Here is a 20,490-nt window from a genome sequence, read left to right on the forward strand (position 1 = left end):
ACGACTGTGGAGTATCATATCAAATGCAAGTAGTTTTTATAACAAAAGCAGATACATTGAAACAGTAAAATTCTTAAAATGTTTATATTTGATTACATTTTAAGTAGCAGGAAATACATATGATAGCTTTAATAGTAGCATATGCAAAAAATCGTGTTATTGGCAATAAAGGATGTATACCGTGGAACATAGAAGGTGAACAAAAAAGATTTAAAGAGTTAACTACTAATAATGTAGTTGTTATGGGAAGACGAACCTTTGAAGAAATAGGAAGACCTTTACCTAACAGGACAACTATAGTAGTTTCACATAGTAGGAAGTTTGATGCAGATAATTGCTATACAGTATCTTGCCTAAAAGAAGCATTACTTTTAGCAGGTGGTAGAGATGTTTATGTATCTGGAGGTTCACAATTATATAAAGAAGCAATTGATATAGTGGATAAAATGTATATTACTGAAATTGATAGTGTTATAGATGGGGATACGTATTTCCCAGAGTTTGATGAAAGTATGTTTAAGAAAGAAATAGATAAAGAAGTTAATGGTGAAATTCCATATGTTTATACTACATATACAAGAATTAAGTAAAAATATAAGAATATGTAAATATAAAAATATATAAATATAAGTGGGGTGATTATATGGAGCTTAATGATGCAATACAAAGTATACTTAAGAATAAATTTAGTATAAGTTATAAAAATGGAATAAAGCATTTTTCAAGTGGCAATGTAAAGTCCGTAGAATTAAGGAAAGCAAAGAATTTTACTAGTATTTATGGAGAGGTAAGAGATAAAGCAAAAGTATATTTTACACAGGTAAGAATAAATAATATTACAAATAAAATAGAACTTATATGTAATTGCGATTTAGGAAAAGAAGTGAGAAAAACAGGCGCTATTTTTCCTTGTGAACATATAATTGCAACACTAATGCAGTTTAATAAAAATAATAATATAGTTATTAATAAAAAAGAACATATCAATATAAAGTTAAGGCTTGAAGAAAACTTTACAAATGAATATAAGTTTAAGGCACATTTATTATTAGAAGGACCAAGTAGGATAAAAATAAGCAATGAATATGATCTGCAAAATATATTCAAAAAAAATGGAGTGCTTTCATTTGAAAATGCAGATTATTCTAGTGAAAATGTAAAGTTATTGAAATTTCTTAAAAAGATTAATTTTAAAGTACAAGAGACCCATATAAGAGATTTTTTTCTTTTGTGCAATGATGTGGATTTTACAATTAAGATAGATTCTATAGAGTATAAATGCAAAGTAAAAAAAGAAATGATGCCCCTTAAATTTACTCTTAAGCTAGTTGATAATAGAATAAAATTACAAACACTTAAAGCAAAGGTAAGAGCAATTAATAGTGATGAAACAGTGTTTTTATATAATAATTGCATTTACATTCCACCAATAAATAAATGTAGAGCATATAAACCTCTTTATAAGGTACTGAATAAAAAATCTTATACCTTTGTAAAGAAAGAGTCTTTACATAAGGTAATAACGGTGTTAGAAAATATAGGACAATTAAGTGTGAATGATGAAATAAAAAATATATTAGCAAAAAATTGTACAATTGACCTTTATTTTGAGAAAGATAAGGAAGGTATATATTGCAAATTAATTATTCCTAGAGAAAAAGAATATTTAAAAACATCTGATAAAATTAAGCAAATACAAGAAATTCTCTTTTCTAATAGATTTACAAAGAAAGGAGATCTGTACTACTTTTTAGGTGAAGATTTTAATATGATAAATTTTCTAAAAAGTGACATTGCGAATTTATGTAAAATTAAATCGTCTAAAGATATTGGCACAATAAAGATATTAGATGCTAAAAATATAAGTGGAAATATAAATAAATTTAAAAATGGAATGGAATTTACTTTAGATATAGACGGTATAGAAAATAATGAGTGGAATTTAGCAATTAATAGTTATAAAGAAGGAAATAGTTTTTATAGATTCAATAATTATAATTTTATGGATTTTAAAGATAAAGAAATAACTGCTATTATGGAATTTCTTAAATTTATTAATTTTAAAGGAAGTGCAGTAAATTTACCTATTGGCTACGAAGAGGCTATTGATAAAATGGCAAAAGGATCAAGTTTTATAGATACCATAAAGAAGGATCAAGATTTATGTAATAATGTTAAGGTAAATTTAAAAGGACTTAATGGTAAATTAAGAGATTATCAAATGGAAGGGTTATTATGGCTTCAAAATAAGAAGGAAAAAGGTTTGTTTGGAATATTAGCTGATGATATGGGTCTTGGGAAAACCATTCAAACTATTAGTTTTGTATTAAACAATAAAAATAATAAGACAATGATAATTACACCTGCATCTCTTGTTTATAATTGGGAAGATGAATTTAATAAATTTGCACCTAGTTTAAAAATTGCATGTATCCATGGTAGTAAGTCTAACCGTGTGGAAATTTTAAAAAATATTACCATGTATGATGTTATTTTAACATCCTATGGAACACTAAATATGGATGTAGAATTCTATAAAAATTATAATTTTGATAATCTTATTATAGATGAAGCTCAAACTATTAAAAATTCTAAATCAAAGGTTTCGCAAAATGTTAAGAGCATAAAAGCAAAGGTAAGATTTGCGTTAACAGGGACACCTATAGAAAATAATTATTTAGAGATATGGAATATATTTGACTTCTTAAAACCAGGATATTTATTTTCACAAAAAGAATTTAAATCAAAATTTTTAAATAATAACAGTGAGCAGATAAAGTATTTAAAGCTTATAATTAAGCCATTCATCTTGAGAAGAACTAAAAATCAAGTATTAAAAGAATTACCAGATAAGATAGAGAGAACTTTATATGTGGATATGGTAAAAGAACAAAAGAGTTATTACAAACAAAGTTTAAAGAAGTTTATAAAACAATCTAAAGAAAATACAAATAGTATAACAATATTATCATTTTTAACAAGATTGCGTCAGATAGCACTAGATCCTTCAATAATAGATGACTCTTATAATGGAGGCAGTGGTAAAATTGATAAGGCTTTAGAAATTATAACAAGATGTTTAAATGATAATAAAAAGATAATTGTTTTTTCTCAATTTACTAGCCTTCTTAATAAATTAAAGCAAAAATTAGATTTGCTAAATAAAACATATTTTTATCTAGATGGTTCAACAAGGCCTGCAGATAGAGTAGAACTTTGTAATGGTTTTAATAAAAGCAAAGATATTAATATTTTCTTGATATCATTAAAAGCAGGAGGTACAGGTCTTAATTTAACCTCTGCAGAAATAGTCCTTCATTTTGATCCATGGTGGAATCCTGCAGTAGAAAATCAAGCAACAGATAGAGCTCATAGAATAGGGCAAAAAAACCAGGTACAGGTAATTAAAATAATAACTAAGGGGACAGTAGAAGAAAAAATACTTAAACTTAAGGATTATAAAAATGATATTTTTTCAAGTTTATTAGATAGTGATTATAATGTAAAAAACAACAAACTTAGTAGAGAAGAAATTGAATATTTATTACGTGAAGATAATGTTGTGTAATTATTTACATCCGCAGTATTGTTTGGTAAAATGAAGTTAGTATAAAATACAAGGTGATTGTAATGAAGGGGAAAATAATAATTTTAATGTGCTTATTAATTACTAGCACTACAATATTTGGCTGTAGTAATAATACAATAAATCAATTAACAACAGATGATATAAAATTATATTCAGAAAGTATGGATAGTGATCCTTTATCAGGGGATATTACGTTAAATGGTAATAAAATATCATTACCAATAGATGTAGGTGAATTAACAAAAATGAAATTTTCATTTAGTGATTTTTTTGCTAAGGATCAAGAATTAGAGAATGGGTATTATGTGGATGGAATATCAATGGATGGAAAGAAGATGGATGAGAATACAAGAATATCTGTAACTATTTATAATACTAGTGGTAGTTCTGTATCATTGCAAGATGCAAAGATAGGTGAAATAGGTATAGAAAAAAGTAGTGCTTCATATAAAAATACAGCAGTATTACCAAGAGGAATTACACTTGAATCAAGTTATGATGATGTAATTAAAGCTTATGGAATTCCCCAAGTTAATGATGGAAATTTTATATCTTATATAGCAGCAGGAAATGTTGATAATTGTGGTAAACAATTAGAAATTGCATTTGATGATAATACAAAGATAATTAACTCAATAAAACTTAAAAATATTCCAATAAATTAAAGCAGTAACATGAAAATTGTTACTGCTCTTCTAATGCAATGTTAACTTCAATAGGAGCAACATCAGTATTAATATTTATACATATAATTTTTTCAGCATTTGTATTAGCAACAAATTCTCCACATATAAGCGTAGGAGTAGATATATCTACATTTATATTATCATTAGAAAAGTTAGTTGCAGCATTAGCTGTAAGCATATTTATAAGTTCTGAAATTGCACTTTGAGCTAGTTCGTCTAGATTATTTACAGGCATACCCATCATCATTTTAGATGCTATTTTTTTAGCTGATTCTTGAGTTAAACTATAGATAATATTTCCTTTAAGGTCTCCTATCATACCTATAATTACAATTACACCATGGCTTTCTACGAATTTTTCCTTTAGGCTCATGCCGGCCTTTTCGATATTGTTTATTCCTAATTGTGGTAAAACATTAGTGAAAGCATTTAATATGTTGTTTAAGTTTTTTATATCCATTTGAGCACCCTCTTTTTCTTTTGATTAAATATAACTATATAAATATTTCGATATAATATGCAGTACACTTTATAGATATAATGATTAACATTTAATTAATAATTTTTTGAATTAATATCAATAAATTTGTTATACTTAGTTGTAGTAAAAATATTAGTAAAAGAGTGATATTTATGAAATTAGAAAAAAATGATCTATGTTGGTGTAAAAGTGGGTTAGTGTATGGAAAATGTCATTTTGAGTTTGATCAAAAATTAGCCTATTTAAAAAGAAGAGGATTTAAGGTCCCAAACAAAAAACTAATAAAAACATCAAAGCAAATTGAATGTATAAAAAAGAGTGCAGTAATTAATAATGGAATTCTTGATATGGTTGGAGAAAATATAAAAGAAGGAATGACAACAAATGATATTGACAAGCTAGTGTATACATATACTACATCTCATGGAGCAATTCCGGCACCTCTTAATTTTGAGGGATTTCCCAAAAGTGTATGTGTATCAGTAAACAATGAAGTGTGTCATGGTATACCAAGTAATAAAACTTTATTAAAGAATGGGGATATTGTAAATGTAGATGTAACTACTAATCTTAATGGATATTATTCAGATGCATCAAGAATGTTTATAATAGGAGAAGCATCAGAAGAAGCAAATAAATTAGTTAGAGTTACAAAAGAATGCTTGCAAAAAGGGCTTGATGCAGTAAAGCCTTGGGGATTTTTAGGAGATGTAGGTGCAGCAATTTACAAACATGCAAAAGATAATGGATTTTCTGTAGTAAGAGAATTTTGTGGGCATGGAGTAGGCTTAGCAATGCATGAAGATCCATGTGTAATGCATTTTGGCAAAGCAGGAACAGGTATGGTATTAGTACCAGGGATGGTCATTACTATAGAGCCTATGATAAATGCAGGAAAAAGATATATATACATAGACAGAAATAATGGCTGGACAGCTCTTACAAGAGATGGTTCTCTTTCTGCCCAATGGGAACATACAATTGCAATTACTGAAAATGGATATGAAATAATTGCAAAATAGTAAATTGTTATAGTTATAAGGAAGGTTTAATAAGTTTGGGGATAAAATTATATGTTTTAAATTTAATATTTAAGGTTAAAGAAAAAAATTTTTTAACTACACTTGTAGCATCACTTATTATAATATTATTTGGTTTTATCATTATGAATGGTGAGAGTAGTTCAATTGATGGAAATAGCGAAAGTTGCCTTAGTGACAATTCGTATGCAAATTTTTGTAGTAGTTGCAAAGAATTATATGAAAAGAACAAGGAAATTTTGATTCTTGTAAATTGTCAAAATCCAATACCTGATTCTTATGAGACTGATTTAAAATATACAGCAAACCAGGAAGAAAGAGTTGCAAATGTTTTATATAATGATTTAGTTTTAATGCTTAAAGATGCACAAGACGTTGGATATACATATTGGATTGCATCAGGATATAGGAGTATAGAAACGCAGCAAGGACTAACTGATGAACATATTGATACATACATTAGTGAAGGCATGAGTTTAGAAGAAGCTCAAAATGAAACATATAAAATACTAGAGAAACCTGGATTTAGTGAACACCATACAGGACTTGCAATAGATTTTTTATCATCAGATAATTTAAATATGGACGAATCTCAAGAAAATTCTGAGGGAAATAAGTGGCTTAGGGATAATTGTTATAAATATGGATTTATTCTTAGATATCCAAGGGGTAAAGAGTCATTAACTCATATAAGTTATGAGCCTTGGCATTTTAGATATGTTGGAAGGGATGTTTCTAAATTTATTTACGAAAATAATTTAACATTAGAAGAATTTTATTCATATCTATAATTTAAAAGATATCTTTTTAATTACTATACATGTAATAATTTTTTTATTAAGGGGAAAGGTAATTAAGGAGGTGTTTTTTTATGGAAAATAATATGGATATGGAATATCCTATGTTTTGTTATCAATGTGAGCAAACAGCTGGAGGAAAGGGATGTACAAAGCTTGGAGTATGTGGTAAAACACCAGAAGTTGCAGCACTTCAAGATTTACTTATATATCAGATAAAGGGAATAAGTTGTTATCTTAAGGAACTAGTAGAAAAAGGTGAAAATGCTGATAAAGAAACAGTATCATTTATAGAAAATTCTTTGTTTACAACATTAACTAATGTTAATTTTGATGCAGATGTTCATGTAGAAATGTTAAAAGAATCACAAAGATTAAAAGAAAAAGCAAGAAAGCAAGTAAAAAGTATAAAAAATAATACTGATCATGCCTCTTATAATTTAAGCAGTACAAAGGCTGAAATGCTTAAGGATGCAAAAAAAGCTGGAATTATGTATGATCAAGAATTAGATCCTGATATTCGTTCTTTAAGGCAAACTATACTTTATGGATTAAAGGGTATAAGTGCATATGGCCATCAGGCAAGGGAACTTGGATATTATGATGATCAAGTAGATAATTTTTATATAAGGGCATTAGAAGCTATTACTGATGATAATCTTTCAGTAGAAGAACTAATTAGATGGACTATGAGAACTGGTGAAATAAGTATAGCTATAATGAAAAAATTAGATGAAGCAAATACAACAATTTACCAAGATCCATGTCCACATAAGGTTAATGTTCACATAAAAAAAGGTCCTTTTATAATAGTATCTGGACATGATTTAAAGGATTTAGAAACCATTTTGGAGCAAACAGAAGGAAAGGGAATAAATGTTTATACACATGGTGAAATGATACCTTGTCACGGATATCCTGAACTAAAAAAGTATCCACATCTTGTAGGAAATTTTGGTGGAGCATGGCAAGATCAACAAAAAGAATTTGATAATATACCTGGGTGTATAGTAATGACTACTAATTGCCTTATGAGACCAAGAGATTCATACAAGGATAGAATTTTTACTACTAGTGTTGTTGGATTTGATGGAGTAAGGCATATAGGAAAAGATAAGAATGGAAAAAAAGATTTTAGTGAAGTAATCAATAAAGCATTAGAACTTGGTGGTTTTAAGGAAGATCAAGAGGTACATGAAATATTAGTAGGTTTTGGGCATAAAGCTACTTTAAGCAATGCTGATGCTATTGTTAATGCTGTTAAGTCTGGTAAGGTAAGGCACTTCTTCCTAATTGGAGGTTGTGATGGTGCAAGACCAGGAAGAAATTATTATACTGAATTTGCTAAAAAGGTACCAGAAGATTGTATTATACTTACTTTAGCATGTGGCAAATATAGATTTAACAAGTTGGACTTCGGTGAAGTTGCAGGATTGCCTAGACTTTTAGATGTAGGCCAATGCAATGATGTTTATTCTGCTGTAAAAATTGCTGTAGCTTTAGCAGATGCTTTTGATACTGATGTTAATGGATTACCTTTATCATTAATAGTTTCATGGTATGAGCAAAAAGCTGTGGCAGATTTACTTGGGTTATTATCTCTTGGAATAAAGGGAATTTATTTGGGTCCAACTCTTCCTGCTTTTATTAGCCCTAATGTACTTCAATATTTAGTTGATACATTTGACTTAAGAGTTATAAGTACTCCTGATGATGATTTGAGATCTTGCTTGCAACAAAAAATTTAATATTCTAATTTGAAAAACTACTAAAAATCGTAGTTCCTTAAATTCATAAAAATAAATAACAGAAATTTATTAAAATTCTTAGAACCATTTATTATTTGACATTAACTGACCTTTATTTTAAAAAAAATACCAATGTTAAACGTTGGTATTTTTTAAAATCAATTATTCAAAAGGTCTTACTCTCAATTTTATGCCCAAACTATCAGCCACCTTTTGGCATGCGTTAATTTCCTCTGTTCCGATACAATCAACAACTGTTAACACTACATTAGGAACATATTCTTTGCAGCTTACAGCGAAATTTTTCATTTCATCATAAGAACTTATTCCAAATTTACTTCTTGTTATTTTATAAAATTCTTCAGCATTAGAAGAATTTAAACTAATTGACATAGTATCAACTAATCCTTTTAATAATGGTGCTATCGATTTCTTATTTACTAAATCACCAAGGCCATTGGAATTTATTCTAATAGGGATTTTTGGACTTTTACTTTTTATATATTTACAGACTTCAAGTAAATCATCAATTCGTTCAGTTGGTTCACCAAAGCCACAAAATATAATTTCATTGTATTGTGTTAAGTCAAGTTTTTCAAATTCACTAATAACTTCATCTAAGGTTGGTTCTCTTTTTAACCATAAACTATTTGATTCTGACATTTCTTTTGTTTGTCTTAAGCAAAAAGTACAAGAACAAGGGCAACGATTAGTTAAATTAACATATATATTTCGTTTTATTCCTCTAGAGTCCATCTCTTCAAGTGATATATTGTTTAAATTTATATAATTTCCTTTATCATAAGTGTATAAAATAACCATTAAAATCATCCTTTTTATTTTAGTTCTGTTAGAAATTCTTCAAAACATACTCCATAATTAGTAGGCAGATTCATTTTTGTCGTAAAGGCCAATGCTTTGCTAATAAAATCGGCAGCTTTTTGGACTGATTCTGCAAAATCTTCATTTTTTACTACACTTGCAGCTACAATTGATGTGAATACATCACCTGTACCAGATCTATCTACACCAACTTTTTTTACTTTTACTATTTCATAAGGTTTACCTGTTTGAAATATAAAGTTTTCAATGTAGCCATTTCTTTGCAAACCTGTAACTACTATTTTTGATGGACCCTTTTGTGCTAAGGTCTCACATAATGAATATAATTCTTTGTGTGTAGGTGTTTCACTTGGATAAGCTATATCTAGTAATCTACAAAGTTCTGTAAGGTTTGGTGTTAATACATCTGCATATTGAACTAAATGCTGCATTTTTGAGCACATTTCATCTGTGTATGTACAGTATAATTTACCATAGTCTCCCATTACAGGATCTATTATGGCCAAGGTATTTTCTTTTTTAAATTTATCTAAAAATTCCATTACTATGTCTATTTGTTCACTAGAACCTAAAAAACCTGTACATATACCATCAAAATTTAGTTTTATCTTTTCCCAATTTTCAATATATTCTCTCATTTTTGGAGTGTAGTCTTCAAAAAAGAAATTATCGAAACCTGTATGATTTGAAAGTATTGCTGTAGGTAAAAAGCAACATTGAACCTTTAAGGCTGAAATTATAGGTAGTGCTACTGCTACAGAGCATCTTCCAAAGCCTGTTAGGTCATTAACTAAAGCTATTCTTTTTTGTCTAAAATTCCCCATTATTTCACATCCTTTAAATATTAATTATAGAAGAAAAGAATGTAAAAATCAATTAGCCACCTTACTTAAAATGGAGTTATAATAAATAGGATGGGGAGGAGAAAAATGAAAAAATTCAAGTGTTCAAATGTATATTGAAGAATTATGTGCATTATTTGACATTAAGGATGTTAAATACTTATTTTCTTTGTATGTTAAATTTTTGTGGTCTTATAGTTATATCTGTAATAACTAAATTATCTCTTTGAGAAATAGCCATGGCAACTGCTGAGGCTATTTCTTCAGGCATTAAGAAAGAATCATCATTAGCGCCTTCTTTAAAATTAGAATTTCTATAAAAATTGCTCTTTGTTATATCTGGATGAATTGTTATTACTTTCACTCCATATTTTCTAGTTTCATCAAAAAGACTAGAAGAAAAATGAGAAAGAGCAGCTTTAGTAGCACCATAAGCACAACCATGGGCACTTGATTTTTTTGCTTCAATAGATGAAATGTTTATTATATAACCTTTGTTTTTCTTTAATGTTCTTAATAAGATTTGTGATAATACTAAAGGAACTTCTAAGTTTATAGTAACCATTTCATGAATTTTTTTAGGATTAAGTTCTTCATGAGGTGAGAAATATCCTACTCCTGCATTGTTTACAAGAATCTTTATATCATTGCTTTTTTTTATTTCATTTATTTTGGTTACTAGTGAATTTATGTCCATTAAGTTAGATTCTAATTTGATGAAATTATTATTATCTAAGTTGGATTTTGAAAAATCACGACCTAAACCATAAACTTTATAACCAAGATTTAACAACTCTTTTGATATGCTTAAACCTATGCCTGAAGAAGCGCCTGTTACTATTGCGGTATCCATAAAAACCTCCTTAATTAGCTTATATATATTTTATCTTCATCAATATATTTTTTTGAAAGATTGTATACATAAGATATCATTTCTTTTGATAAATTTTCATCATAAGTATATTCTTTATTTTTACACATAAATGGATAGTTTAATATTATAGAATCAAACCTATTTTTTCGCATGGTCTTTAAGTATTCAGAAGAAACTCTAAAAACTCCTATACTTAAATCTAATATTTTGTTTGGTGGAATAGTAGAAAAAGTAGTATCTATTAAATCTTTATAATTTTCTTTGAAATCTCTCAAATATAAAATAGGATCAAAGCAGATTCTTACATTCCAATTATTTTTGATAGCCTGATTTATACTATATAGTCTTGACCTTAGACTTGGGGTTTTGTCTTCATATTTTTGTGATATTAAGCTTGGGGATAATGTCCAAGCAAGTATTACATTATCTGTTGGAGTAATATCTTTTATTGCATTAAAATTAGAACTTTTTGTTCGTATTTCTATTTTAAGGTTATCATGTTTTTTGCAAAAATCAATCCATTTTGAAGTGTATTGTGTTATTTGTTCAAGAGCTAAGATATCTGTATCATAAGAAATACATAAGTACATAGAATGCTTATTTAAAATTCCTTCGACTTTATGGAATATATCCTCTATATTTACAAAAATGACTATATTAGCAGAAGGGTACATACCTTGCAGGTAACAGTATTCACAATTATATATGCAATTCATAATAGAAGAGGTATAGTAAAAATGATCATTACCAAAATCATTGCAAAATCTGGCACCTTTATAAATTAAGTTGTCTGTTTTAATTGCAAGAATTAAATTTGGACTTTGTTTTTGAAGATAGAAATTTTGATGGCTTCTGCAGAAAACATCTTTATAATGATTTATTTCGATTATATTGCTATTGGCAAAGTGTGATATTATTTTTTGTGTATTAGGATGATTTTTTGCTTGTTTTTCAATGTATATATGTGAAAAAGATTTATTAAATAAATCTTTGTTTAATTTCTTCAAGATATTTTTTCCCCTCCCTTTTAGATTTGCACTGAATATTTAAAATTGTATTTGTTATGGCATCAAAATCGCCATGTATAAGTTTATAGTATTTTATAATCTGTAAAAATTCATGTTCCATTGTACAAGAAAGTTTTAGGTTGGTTGAACATTTTGCTATAATTTGAAGCTCATTTTCAGTTAGTATATTATTTCTTATATTTATATTGTCTTTTAAATATAGTATCCAGGAAATAATTTTCTGCATACTATCTATTAAAATATTCTTTACATTGTTTATATCTAGATTTCTAGTACTTAAGTAGTCAGAAATTATTTTTATGAAAAAGATTTGATGATTTTCATAAAAAGTTAAAGCACTTTCATAAATACCCGTACTTTCCATGTCTATTAAATTACCTTCAAATTCATTTGATAAATTTAAATTATCAATTTTCCTTGAACAACATTGAAGGCTTGTTTCATTAAAAGGATGTTTAAAAACAATATCTGCAAAATAAGTCATTTTTGTATCATTATCTACTATTTTGTTGCATAAAAATGTTTCTCCAATTTTGTATTGCATATTTTTACTGCCACATAATCCTATATTAATTACTAAATCAGATTTAGAAATATTGAAACTAGAAAGAATTGAGGTTAAGGAAATGGCAGCCTTGATTTTTCCTATACCTGTAATTATTAAAGTTATATCATTATTTTTAAAAACTTGAAATTTAGTAATTGTTACATCTTTTTTTAAATTTAAGGTATTTATTATGGGTTCAGCTTCAATATACATTGCCGTACATATAAAAATCATTATTGTCACCTCAATAAACTATTTATATGGTATTTTATTACTTTTGCTATTTTAAATCAAATAAAAAAACAACCAAAGTCGTTGGTTGTTTTAAGAAATAATATTTATAAAGATTGTAAGTATAGCAGAATTAACAAAATCAATAAATAAACATCCTACTATTGGTACAACAAAATATGGAGTATAAACAAAGCCATATTTGTTTGTAAGTTCATCCATATTTGCTATAGCATTTGGAGTTGCTCCCATTCCAAAACCACAAGTTGCAGAAGCAAATACTACAGCTTCATAATTACTTCCCATTATTTTGAAAGTTAAGAAATAAGTAAATATTACGATTAATGCTACTTGTGCAAAAAGCATTACAATAAGTGGAAGAGCAAGATCGAAAAGTTCCCAAAGTCTAAGGCTCATTAGTGCCATTGTAAGGAAGAATGATAAGGATATGCCACCTAATGTATCAATTTCTTTTTCGACAAATTCTTTATGTTTGAAGTCATAAAGATTTCTTATAATCGCAGCTACAATCATAGCGCCTATGTAAGAGGGAAAAGTTAAACCTGATAACTGAATAATATCTGAAACAATTGAACCTAGTCCCATAGCTATAAATAGTAATAAAGAAGCTGTCATTAATCTTTTGAAGGATAATATGTTGTGGTTTTCTTCATTGAAATCACCAAATTCTTCATTTTTTTTGATATGTTCACAAGTTTCTATATTACGACGATTTATTAGTGTTCTTGCAACCAATCCTCCTACTACACTTCCCATAACAAGACCAAATGTGGCAGTTGCTATTGAAACTGTAGTAGCCCCTGAGACTCCAAGGCTTTCAAGCATTGGTCCAAAAGAACCTGCTGTTCCATGACCACCGACCATAGGAATTGATCCTGTGCAAAGTCCAAGAAGTGGGTTTAAGCTAAAAAGTGAAGCAAGTGTTACACCAAGAACATTTTGAAGAGTTACTAAAAGTATTGATAGTCCAAGAAATATAACAACCTTTAATCCACCCCTTTTCAAAACGTTTATACTTGCAGTAAAGCCAATACTTGTAAAAAAGGCTGTCATAAAAATATTTTGTAGTGTTGTATCTAAGTTTAATGTTATTATTCCAGTCATATGAAAAATAAGTATTAATAAGGAAAATAAAAAGCCGCCTACGACTGCTGGAGGAATACAATATTTTGATAGTGCTGTAATTTTATTAGGTAAATATCTTCCTATGAAAAATACAAGACATACTAAAGCCATAGTTTCATAAAGATTTAAATTTAATTCCATGTATCATCTTATCCTTTCAATAATATTACGTACTAATATATGATATCTTAAAAAAAAATTAAAGTACAGTAATTAAGTAACAATTTGTAAAAATAAACAAGAAAAACGACGAAAAAACTCTAATTTTGCATTAAAATTTCAAAAAAAATTAAAATCTATAATTATTTTTAATATAATTATATTTTTGACAGGGATATAAAAAATATTCATAGCTAATTTGTTTTTGTGATATAATTATTATACTTACAATTAATTATGTTATTTGTATATAAAGAATTCAGGAGGTAAATTTATGAAATTATTCATTGATGAGATCAGTGATATAGTAAAAAGCGCATTTGAAGACTTAGGATATGAAAAAGAATCTGGAAAAGTAGGCGTTTCTAATAGACCTGATCTTTGTCAGTATCAATGTAATGGTGCACTTGCAAATGCTAAAAAGCATAAAAAAGCACCAAAAGTTATAGCTGAAGAAGTAGTAAATAATCTTAAGGGAAATAATATTTTTTCAAAGCTTGAAATTGCTGGGCCAGGATTTATTAATATAACTGTAAATGATGAATTTTTAAAAGATTATATTTCTAAAATGAACAAAGATAAAAAATTTGGAGTTTCAACAGTAGAAAATCCAAAAAAGATTGTTGTTGACTATGGTGGAGCAAATGTAGCAAAGCCTCTTCATATAGGACATTTAAGATCAGCAATAATAGGTGAAAGTATAAAGAGAATAGCAAAATTTTTAGGCCATGATGTAATTGGGGACGTTCACTTAGGAGATTGGGGTCTTCAAATGGGTATGGTAATATCTGAAGTTAACAGACGTCAACCAAACCTTCCATATTTTGATGAGAACTTTCAAGGGGAATATCCAAAAGAAGCTCCTTTTACAATTGATGAATTAGAAGATATATATCCATATGCTAGTAAACTTGCTAAAAGTGATGAAAAGGTTATGGAAGCAGCAAGGCAAGCAACAGTAGAACTTCAACAAGGAAGAAGAGGTTATGTGGCTTTATGGAAACATATTTTAAATGTATCAGTTACAGATCTTAAAAAGAATTATAGTGCATTAGATGTTAATTTTGAATTATGGAATGGTGAAAGTGATGCACAAAAATTTATTCCTGATATGATAAAATATTTAAAAGATAATAAATATGCAACTCTTAGTGAAGGTGCATTAGTAGTTGATGTAAAGAGAGAAGATGATAAAGTAGAAATACCACCATTTTTATTATTAAAATCTGATGGTGCATCACTTTATGGTACAACAGATTTAGCTACTATAATAGATAGAGTAAATAATCTTAATGCAGATGAAATAATATACTTAGCTGATAAGAGACAAGAACTTCATTTTACTCAATTATTTAGATGTGCAAAACAAACTAATATAGCTAAAAACACAGAACTTTACTTTGTTGGATTTGGAACAATGAATGGAAAAGATGGGAAACCATTTAAAACACGTGCAGGTGGAGTTATGAGACTTGCAGATTTAATTAAGATAATAAAAGATGCAGGTTTTGAAAAGCTTAAAGAAAATGAAAACATAAAAGGTGAAGAAGCACAATTAGTTGCATCTAAGGTTGGTCTTGCAGCACTTAAGTATGGTGATTTGTCAAATCAAGCTTCTAAAAACTATATTTTTGATATAGATAGATTTGCTTCATTTGAAGGGAATACAGGACCATATATACTTTATACAATAGCAAGAATTAAATCTATTTTAAGAAAAGCTGACAATAACATAAATGGTACTATAATAGAACCTCAAAGTGATGATGAAAGAAACTTAATGCTTTATCTAGTTAAGTTTAATGAAGCTGTAGAAACAAGCTTTAGAGATCATGCACCACATAAGGTGTGTGACTATATTTACGAATTATCAAATAACTTTAATAAATTCTATAATAGTACTAGAATATTATCAGAAGAAGATGAAGCTAAGAAGAATTCATGGCTTGCACTTATTAATCTTGTGAAAGATGTTCTCGAAAAGGCATTAGATTTACTTGCAATAGAAAGTGTAGATAGAATGTAATAATTTTAGAGATATATTATAAAAAGCCTTTGCATTTGTTGCAATGGCTTTTTATATGTTTTATGCACTATTTTTAAAATACAGGAGATAATAATATGAATAATTTTATGATTGGTATGCATGGAAAGTATGACTTTTGCAAATTTGATAGAGATTTCAAAAAAGAATTTTATGGATTAGAAATATGCCTTTTTAATGAAGAGGATGTTAAAAATTTAATAAAAGAGTCAAAGAAAAATCATTATAAATATGGAATTCACTTTCCACTTATAAAAAATGATAATTATTTAAGAGATGTGTCATTTTTATCATTAGATCATAAGGTAAGAACAGAGAGCTATAAAAGAATAGAAGATGAACTTAAGTATATAAAAGAGAATAAATTAAATCCTGAATATATTTTATTTCACTTTCCTAAACCTGCAATAATAGATAGAAATTTTGATCTTACTAGATGGAGATTTAGTGATAGGAGTGAATATGTTTATGAGGATGAATATCCAATAGAAAGATTTAAATTATATTCAGAAGAGCTTTTTAAATGGCTTACTTTAAAATCAGAAGAATATAATTTTATTCCTGTTTTAGAATTAGATGCATTAAATAAATATATATTTAATGATAATTTTATTGATAATTTGTTTAAAAAGTATAAAAATATAAGATTATGTTTAGATACAGGAAGGCTTCATATACAAAATATGATTAACGATAATTTTGATGCTTATGCTCTTGTAAGCAGGTTTGCAAGATACACTTATTTAGTACATTTATGGAATGCAAAGGCTGGGGATACAAAATACTATCACTATCCACCTCTTAAGAAATTAAAAAGTGAAGAAGGTTTTGCGGATATAGAAAAGTATTTGAAATTAATAAAAAATACAAATAGTAATTTTAAAATACTTTTTGAACATAAATCTGAAGTTATATCATATAAAGAACTTCAAGAGTGTTATGAATATATAAAAAGCATTATAAATTAAAAACAAAATCCGTAACATATGTTACGGATTTTGCTTTGTACTCAATATATAATGTGCTCATAGAGATGAATTTCATATAAAAAATTTAAAGATATAAAAAAGGAGAAAAGAGTATGAGCAATATGTTTTGTATGCAATGTCAAGAAACAGCAGGAAATAAAGGATGTACAAAAGTAGGTGTATGTGGTAAATCTGCAGATTTAGCTAATATGCAAGATTTGTTAATATATGTAACTAAAGGTTTATCAGAAGTAACAACAAGACTTAGAAAAGAAGGAGAGAAAGTAGATAAAGAAATTAATCACTATATTACATTAAATCTTTTTACAACAATTACAAATGCAAATTTTGATGATGAAGTATTTTATGCAAGAGTAAAAGAAACATTATCAATAAAAAATGAATTAATGAACAAGCTAAATGACAAGAATAATTTATCAGAAGCTGTTACATGGGATATTCGAGAAAATAAAAAATCAGGATTTTTAGCTACTTTAAAGAACATTGTATCTAAAAATAACAATGGAAAAGAAGTAAATGCAATGCTTAAAGAAAAAGCAGAATCTAAAGAAGTTGGAGTATTAGCAACTGAAAATGAAGATATACGTTCTTTAAGAGAATTAATTACTTATGGATTAAAAGGATTATCTGCATATTCAAAACATGCTAATGCATTGGGTTATGATAATGAAGCAATTGATGAATTTATGCAAGAAGCATTAGCAAAATTAATGGATGATTCTTTAACAGCAAATGATTTAGTAGCATTGACTTTAGAAACTGGTAAGTTTGGTGTTGATGGTATGGCGCTTTTAGATGGAGCAAATACAAAAACTTATGGAAACCCAGAAATAACAAAAGTTAATATTGGCGTTGGAAAAAATCCTGGTATATTAGTATCTGGACACGATCTTGCAGATATAGAACAGTTATTAAAACAGACAGAAGGAACAGGAGTAGATGTTTATACTCATTCTGAAATGTTACCAGCTCATTATTATCCACATTTAAAAAAATATAAGCATTTAGTAGGTAACTATGGTAATGCATGGTGGAAACAAAAAGAAGAATTTGAAAGCTTTAATGGACCAATTTTAATGACAACAAATTGTATTGTACCACCTAAAGATTCTTATAAATCTAGAATGTTTACAACAGGTGCTGCAGGTTATGCTGGTTGCAAACATATAGAAGGGGAAGCTGGTTCAAAGAAAGATTTTTCTGAAATTATTGAATTAGCAAAAACATGCAAGTCACCAATAGAAATTGAAACTGGTGAAATAGTTGGTGGCTTTGCTCACGAGCAAGTATTTGCTTTAGCAGATAAAGTGGTAGAGGCTGTAAAAAGTGGGGCTATTAAAAAGTTTGTAGTAATGGCAGGATGTGATGGTAGATCATCAAAGAGAAATTACTATACAGATTTTGCAAAAGCACTTCCAAAGGATACTGTAATTTTAACAGCAGGTTGTGCAAAATATAAATACAATAAATTAAACTTAGGTGATATTGGTGATATACCAAGAGTACTTGATGCAGGTCAATGTAATGATTCATATTCTTTAGCATTAATTGCATTAAAGCTAAAAGAAGTATTTGAATTATCAGATATTAATGAATTACCAATTATATATAATATTGCATGGTATGAGCAAAAAGCTGTAATAGTATTATTATCACTTTTATATCTTGGGGTAAAAGAAATACATTTAGGACCAACACTTCCAGCATTTTTATCACCAAATGTTTTAAAAGTGTTAGTTGATAACTTTGGTATTGGTGGAATTTCTACAGTAGAAGAAGACATGAAAATGTTTTTTGATGAAAAAGCAGAAAAATCAAAAGATGGAGCTTGTGCGGTTCATGGACTAGATATGAATAAAACACTTGAAAAATTAAAATAATAATATTAAAAATAGAATCTCTTAGCAAAAGCTGAGAGATTTTATTTTTTAATTTCGACAAAATATACCTATACTAGACAATTATTTTGTTATATATTATCATTAATAGTGATATAAAATATGGAGGTAGTTTTCTTAGTGAAGAAGTATTCTAGCATTTATGAGCTTGATGGAATGGTTCCTATTTCAGAAGCTATTCCTTTTGGAATACAGCATATTTTAGCTATGTTCGTAGCCAATATTACTCCAATTATAATTGTTGCAAGTGCATCAGGTCTTACAAGTACAGAAACTGCAAGATTAATTCAAAGTGCAATGATTATAGCAGGTATTGGTACAATTTTTCAATTGTATCCAAGAATGAGAATTGGTTCAAGGTTACCTGTTGTAATGGGAATAAGTTTTACATTTGTGTCTATTACATCATTTATAGGAAGTGAATATGGATATAGGGCAGTAATAGGTGCTGTTTTAATTGGTGGTATAATTGAAGGTCTTTTGGGATTATTTGCACATTACTGGAGAAGAATAATTTCACCTGTTGTTGCTGCAAGTGTAGTTACTGCAATTGGGTTTTCGCTTTTAAATGTAGGCGTGTATTCTTTTGGAGGAGGCAATGGAAGTGAAGATTTTGGTTCCGTTAGTAACCTTGTTCTAGGAAGTATAACACTTATATGCTGTTTAGGCTTTACCATACTAGCAAAGGGACATTATAAGCAGTTATCTGTTTTATTTGGTTTGGTAGTAGGATATATAGTTGCAATATTTATGGGCAAAGTAGATTTTTCAGAACTTAATAATGCATCTATTATTGCATTCCCGAAAATTTTGCCTTTTAAGCCTGAATTCAACTTAAGCGCTATAATTTCAGTTGTGTTAATATATCTTGTATCTGCCACAGAAACAATAGGAGATGTATCAGCACTTGCAGAAGCTGGACTTGAACGTGATGTAACAGAAAAGGAAATTTCAGGTGCAATTACATGTGATGGTTTTATAAGTTCATTGTCAGGTGTATTTGGTTGTTTACCTATTACTTCATTTAGTCAGAATGTTGGACTGGTTGCTATGACAAAAGTAGTTAATAGATTTACCATTCTTATGGGTGCAATTATTATGATTTTAGCTGGACTATTTCCTCCTCTTGGGGCAATTTTAGCTACACTTCCTGAACCTGTTCTTGGTGGCTGTACTCTTATTATGTTTGGATCAATAGTAGTAAGCGGTACTCAGATGATAGGAAAATGTGGTTATAGTCAAAGAAATATGCTTATTGTGGCTTTATCTTTAAGTATTGGAATTGGTTTTACTCAAGTTCCAGAAATATTTGGGGTGTTTCCATTAATGGTTAAAAATGTGTTTGCTGAAAATTGTGTTGCAGTAGTGTTTATTGTATCAGTGATTCTAAACCTTATACTTCCTAAAAATATGGAATTAGATAAGGTGACAAAAAATATTAAGGAGATTATTAATAGTTATTAAAAATATATTCAAATATAATCAAATGTAATATAATATATTTAGGGGTGATTATATTTGAGTAAAAATTATAAACCAAAAGAATTT

17 protein-coding genes are annotated in these 20,490 nt (G+C 28.1%); 10 read left to right on the forward strand and 7 right to left on the reverse strand.

The genetic code is table 11. The features are described 5' to 3' along the window. Positions 1 to 119 precede the first annotated feature (119 nt). The 3 genes from ACTNAO_RS11560 (at position 120) to ACTNAO_RS11570 (ending at position 4,254) form a co-directional block, all read left to right on the forward strand. Positions 120 to 590 (forward strand): dihydrofolate reductase, encoded by a 471-nt coding sequence (locus tag ACTNAO_RS11560; protein WP_441029154.1) that lies wholly within the window; start codon positions 120 to 122, stop codon positions 588 to 590. 53 nt (positions 591 to 643) lie between these two features. Continuing rightward, on the forward strand, positions 644 to 3,568 hold the full coding sequence (locus ACTNAO_RS11565) for an SNF2-related protein (RefSeq protein ID WP_441029156.1): 2,925 nt from the start codon (positions 644 to 646) through the stop codon (positions 3,566 to 3,568). Positions 3,569 to 3,630: 62 nt separating this feature from the next. Next, positions 3,631 to 4,254 carry a hypothetical protein gene (locus ACTNAO_RS11570; RefSeq protein WP_441029158.1) on the forward strand — a complete coding sequence of 208 codons (624 nt, stop codon included), beginning with the start codon at positions 3,631 to 3,633 and terminating at the stop codon, positions 4,252 to 4,254. A 19-nt stretch (positions 4,255 to 4,273) separates the two neighbouring features. Here ACTNAO_RS11570 and ACTNAO_RS11575 read toward each other — a convergent pair whose 3' ends face one another. Further along, the gene (locus tag ACTNAO_RS11575; RefSeq protein ID WP_441029160.1) at positions 4,274 to 4,735 is read right to left on the reverse strand and encodes a chemotaxis protein CheX; all 462 of its coding nucleotides are present in this window, start codon (positions 4,733 to 4,735) and stop codon (positions 4,274 to 4,276) included. 173 nt (positions 4,736 to 4,908) lie between these two features. Here ACTNAO_RS11575 and map point away from each other — a divergent pair, with 173 nt between their 5' ends. From map to hcp (ACTNAO_RS11590), 3 genes are all read left to right on the forward strand, one after another. Beyond that, positions 4,909 to 5,778 (forward strand): type I methionyl aminopeptidase, encoded by an 870-nt coding sequence (map, locus tag ACTNAO_RS11580; RefSeq protein WP_441029162.1) that lies wholly within the window; start codon positions 4,909 to 4,911, stop codon positions 5,776 to 5,778. Positions 5,779 to 5,813: 35 nt separating this feature from the next. Then, positions 5,814 to 6,587 carry a M15 family metallopeptidase gene (locus tag ACTNAO_RS11585; RefSeq protein WP_441029164.1) on the forward strand — a complete coding sequence of 258 codons (774 nt, stop codon included), beginning with the start codon at positions 5,814 to 5,816 and terminating at the stop codon, positions 6,585 to 6,587. An 80-nt stretch (positions 6,588 to 6,667) separates the two neighbouring features. Next, entirely contained in the window at positions 6,668 to 8,341 is a 1,674-nt protein-coding gene (hcp, locus tag ACTNAO_RS11590) for a hydroxylamine reductase (RefSeq protein ID WP_441029166.1), read from the forward strand. A gap of 162 nt (positions 8,342 to 8,503) precedes the next feature. Here hcp (ACTNAO_RS11590) and ACTNAO_RS11595 read toward each other — a convergent pair whose 3' ends face one another. The 6 genes from ACTNAO_RS11595 to gltS form a co-directional block, all read right to left on the reverse strand. Beyond that, on the reverse strand, positions 8,504 to 9,163 hold the full coding sequence (locus ACTNAO_RS11595) for a TIGR04100 family radical SAM protein (RefSeq protein ID WP_441029168.1): 660 nt from the start codon (positions 9,161 to 9,163) through the stop codon (positions 8,504 to 8,506). Positions 9,164 to 9,177: 14 nt separating this feature from the next. Continuing rightward, positions 9,178 to 10,008, reverse strand: a complete 831-nt coding sequence (locus tag ACTNAO_RS11600; RefSeq protein ID WP_441029169.1) for a pyridoxamine kinase — start codon at positions 10,006 to 10,008, stop codon at positions 9,178 to 9,180. Positions 10,009 to 10,186: 178 nt separating this feature from the next. Beyond that, positions 10,187 to 10,879, reverse strand: a complete 693-nt coding sequence (locus ACTNAO_RS11605) for an SDR family oxidoreductase (protein ID WP_441029171.1) — start codon at positions 10,877 to 10,879, stop codon at positions 10,187 to 10,189. Positions 10,880 to 10,893: 14 nt separating this feature from the next. Continuing rightward, positions 10,894 to 11,907 carry an SPL family radical SAM protein gene (locus ACTNAO_RS11610; protein ID WP_441029173.1) on the reverse strand — a complete coding sequence of 338 codons (1,014 nt, stop codon included), beginning with the start codon at positions 11,905 to 11,907 and terminating at the stop codon, positions 10,894 to 10,896. After that, positions 11,879 to 12,709, reverse strand: a complete 831-nt coding sequence (locus ACTNAO_RS11615; RefSeq protein ID WP_441029175.1) for a 5'-methylthioadenosine/S-adenosylhomocysteine nucleosidase family protein — start codon at positions 12,707 to 12,709, stop codon at positions 11,879 to 11,881. The genes ACTNAO_RS11610 and ACTNAO_RS11615 overlap by 29 nt, the downstream gene beginning before the upstream one ends. Before the next feature lie 90 nt (positions 12,710 to 12,799). After that, positions 12,800 to 13,993, reverse strand: coding sequence for a sodium/glutamate symporter (gene gltS, locus ACTNAO_RS11620; RefSeq protein WP_441029177.1), 1,194 nt, complete (start codon positions 13,991 to 13,993; stop codon positions 12,800 to 12,802). A 292-nt stretch (positions 13,994 to 14,285) separates the two neighbouring features. Between gltS and argS the strand changes: the two genes are divergently transcribed. The 4 genes from argS (at position 14,286) to ACTNAO_RS11640 (ending at position 20,406) form a co-directional block, all read left to right on the forward strand. Beyond that, positions 14,286 to 16,037, forward strand: a complete 1,752-nt coding sequence (gene argS, locus ACTNAO_RS11625) for an arginine--tRNA ligase (protein WP_441029179.1) — start codon at positions 14,286 to 14,288, stop codon at positions 16,035 to 16,037. Between the two features lie 95 nt (positions 16,038 to 16,132). Continuing rightward, complete coding sequence (locus ACTNAO_RS11630; RefSeq protein ID WP_441029181.1) at positions 16,133 to 17,023, forward strand: sugar phosphate isomerase/epimerase; 891 nt, start codon at positions 16,133 to 16,135, stop codon at positions 17,021 to 17,023. Positions 17,024 to 17,136: 113 nt separating this feature from the next. Further along, positions 17,137 to 18,924: a hydroxylamine reductase gene (hcp, locus tag ACTNAO_RS11635; protein WP_441029183.1), complete on the forward strand. Its 1,788-nt coding sequence runs from the start codon at positions 17,137 to 17,139 to the stop codon at positions 18,922 to 18,924. Positions 18,925 to 19,062: 138 nt separating this feature from the next. Next, positions 19,063 to 20,406 carry a uracil-xanthine permease family protein gene (locus ACTNAO_RS11640; RefSeq protein ID WP_441029185.1) on the forward strand — a complete coding sequence of 448 codons (1,344 nt, stop codon included), beginning with the start codon at positions 19,063 to 19,065 and terminating at the stop codon, positions 20,404 to 20,406. Positions 20,407 to 20,490: the final 84 nt, after the last annotated feature.

The organism is Clostridium sp. HCP1S3_C6, from assembly GCF_052066735.1.
GTDB lineage: Bacteria > Bacillota > Clostridia > Clostridiales > Clostridiaceae > Clostridium.

Bases quoted from the DNA above. Each gene is read 5' to 3' on its own strand.
- argS (WP_441029179.1), top strand. From the start codon at position 14,286: ATGAAATTATTCATTGATGAGATCAGTGATATAGTAAAAAGCGCATTT.
- ACTNAO_RS11600 (WP_441029169.1), bottom strand. From the start codon at position 10,008: ATGGGGAATTTTAGACAAAAAAGAATAGCTTTAGTTAATGACCTAACA.
- ACTNAO_RS11560 (WP_441029154.1), top strand. From the start codon at position 120: ATGATAGCTTTAATAGTAGCATATGCAAAAAATCGTGTTATTGGCAAT.
- map (WP_441029162.1), top strand. From the start codon at position 4,909: ATGAAATTAGAAAAAAATGATCTATGTTGGTGTAAAAGTGGGTTAGTG.
- hcp (WP_441029166.1), top strand. From the start codon at position 6,668: ATGGAAAATAATATGGATATGGAATATCCTATGTTTTGTTATCAATGT.
- gltS (WP_441029177.1), bottom strand. From the start codon at position 13,993: ATGGAATTAAATTTAAATCTTTATGAAACTATGGCTTTAGTATGTCTT.
- hcp (WP_441029183.1), top strand. From the start codon at position 17,137: ATGAGCAATATGTTTTGTATGCAATGTCAAGAAACAGCAGGAAATAAA.
- ACTNAO_RS11570 (WP_441029158.1), top strand. From the start codon at position 3,631: ATGAAGGGGAAAATAATAATTTTAATGTGCTTATTAATTACTAGCACT.
- ACTNAO_RS11605 (WP_441029171.1), bottom strand. From the start codon at position 10,879: ATGGATACCGCAATAGTAACAGGCGCTTCTTCAGGCATAGGTTTAAGC.
- ACTNAO_RS11565 (WP_441029156.1), top strand. From the start codon at position 644: ATGGAGCTTAATGATGCAATACAAAGTATACTTAAGAATAAATTTAGT.
- ACTNAO_RS11595 (WP_441029168.1), bottom strand. From the start codon at position 9,163: ATGGTTATTTTATACACTTATGATAAAGGAAATTATATAAATTTAAAC.
- ACTNAO_RS11630 (WP_441029181.1), top strand. From the start codon at position 16,133: ATGAATAATTTTATGATTGGTATGCATGGAAAGTATGACTTTTGCAAA.
- ACTNAO_RS11575 (WP_441029160.1), bottom strand. From the start codon at position 4,735: ATGGATATAAAAAACTTAAACAACATATTAAATGCTTTCACTAATGTT.
- ACTNAO_RS11615 (WP_441029175.1), bottom strand. From the start codon at position 12,709: ATGATTTTTATATGTACGGCAATGTATATTGAAGCTGAACCCATAATA.